At 58.3% G+C, this 11,010-nt stretch carries 8 protein-coding genes; 7 read left to right on the plus strand and 1 reads right to left on the minus strand.

The genetic code is table 11. The features are described from left to right. Window positions 1-6: 6 nt before the first annotated feature. Complete coding sequence (locus HJW02_RS11925; RefSeq protein ID WP_102721321.1) at window positions 7-1,086, minus strand: M42 family metallopeptidase; 1,080 nt, start codon at window positions 1,084-1,086, stop codon at window positions 7-9. Window positions 1,087-1,279: 193 nt separating this feature from the next. On the opposite strand from HJW02_RS11925, the gene HJW02_RS11930 reads away from it, so the two are divergent. From HJW02_RS11930 to rho, 7 genes are all read left to right on the plus strand, one after another. Further along, entirely contained in the window at window positions 1,280-1,993 is a 714-nt protein-coding gene (locus HJW02_RS11930) for an Amuc_1102 family pilus-like protein (RefSeq protein WP_022398190.1), read from the plus strand. Between the two features lie 51 nt (window positions 1,994-2,044). Then, on the plus strand, window positions 2,045-3,883 hold the full coding sequence (locus tag HJW02_RS11935) for an Amuc_1101 family PilM-like pilus complex protein (protein ID WP_102721223.1): 1,839 nt from the start codon (window positions 2,045-2,047) through the stop codon (window positions 3,881-3,883). A gap of 29 nt (window positions 3,884-3,912) precedes the next feature. Next, the gene (locus HJW02_RS11940; RefSeq protein ID WP_102721222.1) at window positions 3,913-4,869 is read left to right on the plus strand and encodes an Amuc_1100 family pilus-like protein; all 957 of its coding nucleotides are present in this window, start codon (window positions 3,913-3,915) and stop codon (window positions 4,867-4,869) included. 33 nt (window positions 4,870-4,902) lie between these two features. Continuing rightward, complete coding sequence (locus HJW02_RS11945) at window positions 4,903-5,916, plus strand: Amuc_1099 family pilus-like system protein (RefSeq protein ID WP_102721221.1); 1,014 nt, start codon at window positions 4,903-4,905, stop codon at window positions 5,914-5,916. Window positions 5,917-5,987: 71 nt separating this feature from the next. Next, window positions 5,988-8,717: an Amuc_1098 family type IV pilus outer membrane protein gene (locus tag HJW02_RS11950; protein WP_102728664.1), complete on the plus strand. Its 2,730-nt coding sequence runs from the start codon at window positions 5,988-5,990 to the stop codon at window positions 8,715-8,717. A 94-nt stretch (window positions 8,718-8,811) separates the two neighbouring features. Then, complete coding sequence (gene coaE, locus HJW02_RS11955) at window positions 8,812-9,417, plus strand: dephospho-CoA kinase (protein WP_022398195.1); 606 nt, start codon at window positions 8,812-8,814, stop codon at window positions 9,415-9,417. Further along, window positions 9,410-10,855, plus strand: coding sequence for a transcription termination factor Rho (gene rho / locus HJW02_RS11960; protein ID WP_102721219.1), 1,446 nt, complete (start codon window positions 9,410-9,412; stop codon window positions 10,853-10,855). Before coaE ends, rho begins: the two co-directional genes overlap by 8 nt. Window positions 10,856-11,010 lie beyond the last annotated feature (155 nt).

Consider the following 11,010-nt stretch of genomic DNA (forward strand, 5'->3'; position numbering starts at 1 on the left):
TTCCTTTCAGGGCAGATAATGGGTAAGGGCTTCCACGGCTTCACGGTCCAGGGCGCGCACTAGCTCCACCGTCAGTTCCACCGCCGCGCGGTAGTCCCGCAGGTCCAGCACGCCGTTATGGGCATGAATGTACCGGGTGGGGATTCCCAGCACGATAGTGGGAACTCCCCTGCCGGAGAGATGAAGGGCCGCCGCATCCGTTCCGCCGGAACGGCGCACCGTCAGCTGGAAGGGGATGCCTGCATCCGCCGCCGTTTTCTCGGCCAGGGCGGCCAGACGGGGATTGGTGATGGCCGTAGGGTCAAACAACCTGATCTGCAGGCCGCCGCCCAGGGCTCCCTGGGAATCCGCCACGGTAAAACCGGGGGTATCGTCCGCGGGGGGGCCTTCCAGCACGATCACGCAATCCGGGCGCATGGCGACTCCGGCCGTCTTCGCGCCACGCGTCCCCACTTCCTCCTGCACCGTGGCGGCGGCAATCAGTGTATTGGGGTGTCCTTCCCGGCACAATGTCTTGAAGGCCTCTATCATCACGGAAAGGCCGGCACGGTTGTCAAAGGCCTTGCCCATGACCCGGAACGGATTTTCCAGAGGCGAGAATGCCGCGTCCGGCACCACGGGATCACCCAGATGAATGCCGAATTCATTTTTCACCTGTTCCGCGCTTTCAGCGCCCACGTCCACAAACAGGGCTTCCATGCTCATGACGCTGTTGCGCTGGCCTTCCGGCAGAAAATGGGGAGGCTTGGAACCGATCACCCCCTGAACGCTGCGGCCTGAACGCGTTTTCACCAGAACACGCTGGCTCAACAGGGTATGCGGCCACCAGCCGCCTATCCCCACCAGTTGAAGAAAGCCGTTTGCCGTGATGTTCTGTACCAGGAACCCGATTTCATCCATGTGGGCGGCCAGCATCACGCGGGGGCCTGAATCGCCATTGGTGCAGAACAGGCTTCCCGAACCGTCGGAGGAAAATTCCCCGCATCCTTCAAGTTCCTGCGCCACAAGGTTCCGTACTTCATCCTCATGCCCTGAAATACCGTGGGCTTCTGAAAACTTTTTCAGCAGATCCGAATCAATCGCCATGGGCCGAGCATGTGAAAACACCCCTTCCAGGTCAAGCCCGCAGCCATGCCGCATGATTTTTTCTTGACCGCACGGGGGAACCTCCGGATTGAGCCTCATCCTGCGCAACACCCGTTACATGGAAAGAAACAAGAGATTTTTGCTAGCCACAGTTCGGTTTTTGGTGTAACTAATCAGGGAATCGAATTGTGCTATGAAATCCATCCTTAACACTATCACGGCCATGCTGGCTGCGGTGCTTTTCATTCCTGCGGCATCGGCGCAAACCACCAGCAATCCCAGAATGCAGGTGAAGGTCACGTTGGAAAAGCTGTCCCTGTACATGCGCCAGTCCCCCAATGTCATGACCCAGGACGACCCCCGGCCGCTCCCGAAGCCGAAGAGATGGGCGGATTTTGAAATGCCCTTCAAGGTGGAAGCCGCTCCCGTGCCCAAGTCCGGCTACATTGATTCCCTGACGTTCAAATTCTATATTGCCGTAGTCAACCCGGACCGTGCCCGCCAGTACCTGAAACTGTACAAGGAAGTAAAATACGTCAATGTTCCGGTAGGGGAAGCCACGTATGCCTCCGTCTATCTCTCCCCTTCTTCCGTCAAGCGCATCACCGGTTCGGAAGGCGGCAGGGGCAAGTGGGTGAAGTACCAGGGCGTGGTGGTGGAATACAATGGCAAAATCGTCGCCACTTATTCCTCCGAACGCGGCAAGATGGAAAAATGGTGGACCATCCAGTCCCCCAGCATCGTGGAAACCTCCTACTATCCCCTCCTGAACAAGGATGAAACGCCCTTCTCCGTGTACTGGTATGACCGTTATCCGGAAATCATGAGGCCCAACAGCCAGCAGGCGGCTCCCAGCCCGGCCCCGTTCGGCACGCCCACGGAAGCTCCGGCTGCGGACGGCGAATAAAGCCCCATCAACATTTTTCTCATCTCATTTTTTATTTAACAGAAATCACCCATGGCTAATTCACGACAAATCGTCGCATTAAACGTAGGTTCCCAGAGAGTTTCAATGGGCGTCTTTTCCAAGACCTCCAAAGACGCCCTTATCCTGGACCGCTATGCTACGCGCCTCGTAGTGCTGGACCCGTCGGCGGAAGGCTTGCGCCTGACGAAAATAGGGGAGGCAATCGCCGACCTCGTCCAGGAACTCAATGTCAAAGGCAGCGTTGCCAACTATTCCGTTTCCGGGCAATCCGTTTTCATCCGCTTCGTCAAGCTTCCGGCCCTGGACGATACCGATGTGGAACAGCTCATCCGCTTTGAAGCCCAGCAGCACGTCCCCTTCCCGCTGGATGAAGTGGTGTGGGACTACCACCTCCTCCCCGCCAAGGGCCTGGAACGGGAAGCCGTCCTTGTAGCCATCAAGGCGGAAGATCTGGATTCCCTTAATGACGAAATCGTCTCCCACAACCTTTCCACCGGCAAGGTGGACTGCGCGCTGACCTCCCTGTACAACGCGTATGTGGACAGCTACCCGGATGAAAAAGAGCCGGTGATGCTCATCGACATCGGCGCCAAGTCCACGGACCTGATTTACAGCGAACAGGGCCGCTTCTTCACCCGCAGCATTTCCGCGGGCGGCATCTTCGTCACTTCCGCCATCGCCCGGGAATTCAACGTTCCCTTCATGGAGGCGGAACGCCTGAAGACCACCAGCGGCCTCGTTTCCATGAGCAACGGACAGACGGAGGGGCTGGATCCCGCCACGGCCAACCTGGCTACCGTCATCCGCACGGCCATGACCAGGCTGGCTTCCGAAATCCAGCGCACCACCAACCATTACCGCGCCCAGATGAACGGAAGCGCTCCCGTGAAGGCCTACCTGTGCGGCGGCGGCGCGTCCCTGCCCTACACCAAGGAATTCCTGGAAGACAAGCTGGGCATTCCGATTTCCTTCTTCAACCCCATGCACAACGTGGGCGTGGGCTCCGGCGTGGACGTGAACACCATCTCCCGTGAAGCCTTTATCCTGGGCGGCCTGATCGGCACCGCCGTCAACGCCATCGGCAGGGCTTCCCTCAACATTGACCTGGAACCCACGGCAATTGCCAAAAAGCGCGCCAACCAGAAGAAGATGCCCGCCATCATCGCCGGAGCCGCCATCGCCGTTCTCGGCGCCGCAGCTTATGCCGTCACTGGATATATGGGCGTGCAGAAGGCGGAGGAAACCCTCGCCGGCGTGCACCCCACCGTCACCTCCATTAAGTCGGAGCAATCCGCCCTGCGCCAGAAGGAACAGGAGCTGAAAAAACTGGACGCCACCCTGGCCTCCTACCAGCAGCTCACGCTACAGCGCTACGGATATGCGGACATCATCAAGCACCTGCTGGAACAGTCGGAACACAAGGATTATCCCTACTGGTTCACGGACTTCGAACCGCTGGCCCACTTCAATCCGGAGGATACCACCCAGATCACAGGCTACTCCGTTATCAAGGATTCCTTCACGTCGGATAAAAACACGTCCCTGGTGGACGACATCAGGACGGAATCCTCCGCGAACACCTCCAGTGAAGACGAACCGTCCGTTTACAGCGTTAACGCCGTGCGCCTGACCGGGTTTGTCCGGCGCAGTCTGGGCGGCCAGAGAATCATCCAGGACCTTCAGGCAAAAATAGACGGAAACAAGGAATCCCTGTTCACCTTCAAGCCCGGAGACGTGAAGCTGGAAGCCCGCCAGATCATGGAGCTGGGAGCCAAGGACGCCAAGGTAGACGCAGCGGCAGGGGCCTTTGTCCCCTTCAAGCTGGTGCTTCCGTTAAAAACTCCCATTCCCGTGAACTTTAACAAATAAGATTACCCAACCCGAACAAGACATATTTTATGAGCAATTGGATTACAGACAACAAGCCCGCCGCCATGGTGGCGGGCGTGGGGCTTCTCTTATTCCTGGGGTTATCCGTAACTGGGTACATCGTCAATTCCAAACGCAGCGAGCTGGACAAGAAAATCAGCGTCGCCTCCAAGGAGATCAAATCCGCCAACGCCGCTGAAATCACGCCGAGCCGCGCATCCAATGAGGAGCTGGAAAAGGAACTGAACCGCTATGCTAAGGCGGTCACCAGCCTGGAAACGGCATACAAGCCCTTCCTTGCTTCCTCCGCGCTGGTTCCCACCACGCCCACGGCATTCCAGAATGAACTGAAAACGTTCAGGGACGCCCTGATCGCCTCCTGCAAGAAAAAGAACATCCTGATCACGGACACTTCCTCCTGGCTCGGCTTCCAGGTTTACAGCACCCAGGCTCCGTCCGTGCAGGCGGCCTCCACGCTGGGCTTTGAATTGAAAGCCGTCAACAGCCTCGTCAACAAGCTGACGGACTGCGGACTGTCCAAATTCATCAAGGTGTACCGTCCGCAGCTCCCCATTGAAAATCCGGCGAACAATCCGGAAGAGGACGCTGACGAGCCCAACCAGGCACCCTGGACTCCCATGCCCCTGGAAATCGCCTTCCAGGGCAACCGGGAAAGCGTGCTGAAAGCCATGAACGCTATTACGGACTCCCAGGATTACCTGTTCACGGTTAATTCCATCCGGATCCGCAACGAGCGTATGATGCCTCCCCCCATCGCCAATCCGGCAGCGGCCAAACCTGCCGCCGCCCAGCCCGCTGCGGGAGCGGCATCCCTGACGCCGGCTGATGAAGCGGCTGCGCCTGCAGCACCGGCCATCCAGCAACTCATCAAACCTTACATGGGCAACGAGCAAATCTTTGTCCAGGTCTCCCTCAACCTGGTCCACTTCAACCAGCCCAAGGCACAGGAACCGTCTGAAGATTAATTACGGCAACCAACCGCAGCAAATACTTTCAACATGTCTGAAAAACAAAACTACGACAAAATCCTGCTGGCCTCCGGCATCGTCCTGGGCCTGGGGGTAGCCGTCTATGGTACGGTGACCCTTCTGGGACTGAATGACAAGTACAAGTTCACCACGCAGGTTTCGGAAAAGGCGATTGGACCTCCTCCCGGCATCAAGAAAGCCGCGGAAGTCAATCAGGAGCTTTCCGCCTCCCATGAGCTCAAGCCCATTGCGCAGGAAACGCAGCAGTACGTGGGCTTCGTAGCTCCCAATCTCTGGATCAAGGAAGGGGGAATGGAACCCTTTGACATTATTTCAGGACCTCCCATCCACGGCAACATCCCGAACAAATGGTTCCTGGACAACGGTCTGGAAAATGAGTTCGTTTACTCGGACGTCCTCACCCGGGACCCTGACAACGACGGATTCACCGTACAGGAGGAATATGAGGCTAAAACGCATCCCAATGATCCGAACAGCCACCCACCCCTCGTCAACAAGCTCTTTGTGGACGAAATCAAGCAGTTCGGCTTTTACCTGGCCTTCACGCAGTCGGACGGCAATGACTTCACCTTCAAGGGCATGAACCGCGCCAGGCAGGAGCTTTGGAGAAACATTGTCCAGCCCAACGGCAAGTTCGGCACCCGCAAGAACACGAAAGACGAACCCAGGTTCGAGCTTGTCAGCGTCGCCAGCAAGGAATTCAAGAACCCCAGCCTGGACATGGTGGAAACGGATGAGGAAGCCGTCGTCAAGGATTTGAAGCCGACCAAAAACGGCCAAACCTACACCATCAGGCGCGGCACAAAATACGTCATTCCAATCATTGATAAGAAAGTAAACCTTACTATCGCCGCCGGCCCCGAACGGGATACCAGCTTTGAAGTGGAGGAAGGCGCCGACTTCCAGATCCCGGGAGACACCAAACAGACCTATACGCTGAAAACCGTTGATAATGCTACGCAGACCGTAACCATTGCCAACAAAACCACTGGAGAACAAACAACACTGAGCAAGAAAAAATAGACCCGGATTTAAACTTTTCTGAAAAAAAAGCTTCACAAATCCGAAAAACATGTAAAAAGAAGAACCTAACTATGGACCACGCACCACTTTATCAACCGAAGCGTTCCCTGATCGCGCTGATGGCCATTGCTGCCTCCTGCCCGTTTGCGCAGGCTGGTGATGGCGGCGCCGTCGGAACCTCCAGTGCCTTGGGATCGTCCTACGCCGGACCGGGCAGTTACTACCAGTCCGATGCAGCGCGCATAGCCATGGCCCGCCGCGAAGCGCAGACCCAGGAAGCCATGCAGCTCCTTGCAGAAGGCCGCAACCTGTACCGCGAAGGCAAGTACAAGGAAGCCCTGGACAAATACAATGCCGCTTACAACATGCTGCCCTCCGCGCCGATCAACGACCAGCGCAAGGAAGCCATCGCCAACCACATTGGCGACGCCAGCATCGCCGTTGCTCAGGAATACATCAAAGTGGGCCGCTATGACGAAGCCGACAAGCTTCTCCAGGACGCCATCAAGCTCAATCCCCGGAGCGCCAAGCTTGCCAAGCAGACGCTCGAATACATGAAGGACCCGATTCGCACGAATCCGGCGCTTACCCCCGAACACGTCAAGAACGTGGAAAAGGTGAACACCCTCCTTCACATGGCCTATGGTTACTATGACCTCGGCGACTACGACAAAGCCATCGCCGAATTCAACAAGGTTCTTTCCATTGACCCGTACAACGTGGCAGCCCGCCGCGGACAGGAAACGGTCAACCGCCGCAGAATGGCCTATTATGCGGCCGCCTACGACGAGACCCGCAGCACCATGCTTGCGGAAGTAGACAAAATGTGGGAACGCCCCATTCCGATGGAAGTCCCGACGGGAGCCGACGGAGCGGACAACGCCCCGATCACGGATGTCAACGGCGCCACGGCCAACCTGATGAAGCTCAAGAGCATCATCATCCCCTCCGTCTCCTTTGAAGACACCACCGTGGAAGACGCCATCGACTACCTGCGCAAGAAGTCTATCGAACTGGACCGTACGGTAGGCCCGAACGGCGAACGCGGCATCAACTTTGTTATCAACGACTCCCAGCCCGCAGCCGTTACTCCGACAGCTCCCGCAGCTGACGACGGCGGCTTCGGCGAGGAATCAACGGACGTCACGGAAGTCGCTCCGGTTGCCGCTCCGCAGGAAAGCATCCGCACCCGCAAGATCGGCCAGCTCAAGCTGACCAACGTTCCCATGCTGGAAGTGCTCCGCTTCATCTGCAGCAACGCCGGCCTGCGCCAGAAGGTGGAAGACTATGCCGTCACCATCCTTCCTGCCGGCGGCAATGACGTGGATCTCTACCAGCGCACCTTCTCCGTGCCTCCGGGCTTCCAGTCCGCTCTCCGCACCACCGTCGGCGACGGCGGCGGCGACGTCAGCGAAGACCCCTTCGGCGGCGGTGGTGAAAGCTCCTCCGGCCTCAAGCCCATGCCCTCCATCCGCAGCCTGCTGCAAAAGAGCGGCATCAGCTTCCCGGAAGGCGCCACGGCATTCCTTGTCAACGGCAACTCCTCCCTGGTCGTCCGCAACACCTCCGGCAACCTGGACCTGATCGAACAGCTCATTGAAAACACCCGCGGCGAATCCCAGCAGGTGCGCATCATGACCAAGTTCGTGGAAGTGACCCAGGAAAACACGGAAGAACTCGGCTTTGACTGGATCGTTACGCCGTTCTCCGTCAGCAACGACCGCAGCACCTTCCTGGGCGGCGGCACGAACTACGGCACCGGCCTCGTTCCCGATGACTTCACCCAGTCCCCTGGCGGCGTAAGCGGCTGGCCCGTGAACAACAACAGCACCAATACGGACGGCAACGGCCTGATCAACGGCCTCGCCACCGGCGGCAACCGCACGGGCGACTACGCCATTGCCAAGAACTCCGTGGACAACCTGCTGAACAGCACCAACCGCACTGAAGCCACCAAGAAGAATCCGGCTCCCGGCATCATGTCCCTGACGGGCATCTATGACGAAGGCGCCTTCCAGATGCTGATGCGCGGCCTGTCCCAGAAGAAGGGTTCCGACGTTCTCACCGCTCCCAGCGTGACCGCCAAGTCCGGTGAAACCGCCAAGATTGAAATCATCCGCGAATTCTGGTACCCCACCGAATACGAACCCCCGGAACTTCCCAACAACGTGAGCAGCTGGGGCGGCGGCAACTACAATAACCGGAACAACGTTCTGGATGACCTTGTAGGCACCAAAAACCAGGCCCAGGTCACCAGCTTCCCCGTCACTCCCGCCACTCCCGGCGTGTTTGAAATGAAGCCCGTCGGCGTGACCCTGGAAGTTGTGCCCACCATTGGTGACAACAAGTACATCATTGACCTCAACTTCAAGCCCAGCATCGTGGAATTTGAAGGCTTCGTGAACTACGGCAGCCCGATCCAGTCCACCGGCGTTGGTTCCGACGGCAAGCCGATGTCCCTGACTCTGACGGAAAACCGCATTGAGCAGCCCATCTTCTCCAAGCGTTCCGTTGAAACGTCCCTGTTCATCTACGACGGCCACACCGTGGCAATCGGTGGTTTGATCACGGAAAACGTGCAGACGGTGGAAGACAAGGTGCCGATCTTCGGTGACCTGCCTCTCATCGGACGCTTCTTCCGCAGCAACTCCGACAACCACATCAAGAAGAATCTGATGATCTTCGTGACGGGACAGATCATTGACGCCACGGGCCAGCCCGTACGCGGCAACGCCCTTCCCACCGCGGCCGCTCCGGAAAGCGCACTGCCTGCTTCCGAAGGCCTGCTGCCTCCCATGTAGGCGGCGTGCATAACGTCCATATTGGAGCGGGTGAAAGGGTGAACCTTTCACCCGCTCTTTATGTCCCATACATACCCGGTTTTTCCCTTCCCTCATGAAGACGCTGATCGTGACCGGCGGAATCGCCACCGGAAAGTCCACCGCCATCCGCCTGCTGATGGAGGAGGGGGGGCCGCGCCTGCGCCTTTTTGACTGTGATGCGGAGGCAGGCAGGCTGCTGGACGGCGGCAGGCTCAGGGAGAGGCTCTCCCGCGCCTTCGGACCCGCCAGCGTGGATGAAGACGGCCGCGCGGACAGGAACTTCCTGCGGGAGCTTGTCTTCCGGAATCCGGAAAGCCGCAGGACGCTGGAAGGAATCATTCACCCCCTGCTGCACCAAGAATGTCTTGCGCAAATGCGGGCGGCGCGTCAGAATGCGGCGGTAGCCGGGTTTGTCATTGACGTGCCCCTGTTTTTTGAAACATCGGCGCGCTACCACCAGGATGCCGTGTGCGTGGTGGCCGTTTCCCGGGAAACGCAGAAGACCCGCCTGGCTCTCAGGAACGGATTCCGTGAGGACATGATTGAAGCCATTCTGGCGGCCCAGCGTCCTATCATGGAAAAAGTGGCCGCGGCCGATTTCGTCCTCTGGAACGAAGGACCGCCGGACCTGCTCCGCCAGCAAATCCAAAGACTCTACCAACATTTTTTTCATGACTGAAGAACTCGACAACAAGCCCCTCCCCTCCGGAGAGGATCCGCAGGCGGCTCCCCCCAAGCCCCTTCCCGCACCGGAAGGGATTTCTGAGGAACATCCGGCTGCCGCTCCGGAGGAAAACGCAGGGGATACGGCCTGCGCTCCGGCAGTCCCGGCCCGGGCGGAGGAAGCCGCCGCTCCCGTTCCGGAACAGATTGACATCAATGAACTGCGGGAACGCCCCCTGAACGATCTTCAGGAGATGGCGGAAAGCCTCCCTATCCGGAACGCGGCCTCCCTCACCAAGTCCCAACTGATTTTTGAGCTGGGAAAGCAGCTTCTGGCAAAGGGCCATGAAGTAGTCGTCTCCGGAGTCATGGAACAGGCCAAGGACAATTACGCCATGCTGAGGGATCCGGTTAAAAGCTTCCGCACCTCTCCGGATGATATTTACCTGGGCGGCAACCTCATCAAGCCCCTGCACCTCCGCGTAGGCCAGCAGATCAAGGTCAGGCTGCGCAAGCTGCGTCCCCATGACAAGTACCTTTCCGCCTCTTCCGTCATCAGCGTGGAAGGCATCCCCGCAGAAGAGTACCGGGCGCGCAGTGACTTTGAACGCCTCACCCCCCTCTTCCCGAAGGAACGCCTCCTTCTGGAAAACAAGGAGGTCAATTCCGCCGCCATGCGCGTGCTGGACCTCATGACCCCTTTCGGCAAAGGCCAGCGCGGCCTGATCGTGGCGCCCCCGCGCGGCGGCAAAACCGTTCTTCTGAAAACAATCGCCCGTTCCATCAGGGCCAATTATCCGGAAGTGGAATTGATCGTGCTGCTGCTGGACGAACGCCCGGAGGAAGTAACGGATTTTGAAGAAACCGTGGATGCTCCGGTGTACGCCTCCACCTTTGACGAGCCTTCCCGCCGCCACGCCCAGGTTTCCGACCTAGTCATTGAGAGAGCCAAGCGGCTGGTGGAAATGGGCAAGGACGTCGTCATCCTGCTGGACTCCCTTACCCGGCTGGCCCGCGGCTACAACGCCAACCAGACGGGAGGACGCATCATGTCCGGCGGCCTGGGTTCCAATGCGCTGGAAAAACCGCGCAAGTTCTTTTCCGCCGCGCGCAACGTGGAGGAAGGCGGCAGCCTGACCATCATCGCCACGTGCCTGGTGGATACGGAGTCCAGAATGGATGAAGTGATTTTTGAAGAATTCAAGGGAACGGGCAATTTGGAAATCCGGCTGGACCGGGAGCTTTCCGAACGGCGCATTTATCCGGCCATCGCCCTTTCCCAGAGCGGCACCCGCAATGACGACAGGCTGTACAACGAACAGGAGTTCGTCAAGATCATGCAGCTTCGCCGCCAGCTCGCCATGAAGCCGGGCTGGGAAGGCCTCCAGGCCCTCCTGCAAAATATCTCCAAGACACAGAACAATGCGGAACTCCTGCTGACAGGGTTGCGTTAAGGTTCACCTCCCTTTTTCCGTCTTTACCGCCTCCGTTCCCTCACCGGGACGGAGGTTTTTTATGGAGATGTTCCCCGTCATTTCCGGGTTTCGCGGCAATATCATGGACATCATGGACATCATGGACATCATGGACATCATGGACATCATGGACA

Origin of the sequence: Akkermansia sp. GGCC_0220, from assembly GCF_017566105.1 — a bacterium.
GTDB lineage: Bacteria > Verrucomicrobiota > Verrucomicrobiia > Verrucomicrobiales > Akkermansiaceae > Akkermansia > Akkermansia massiliensis.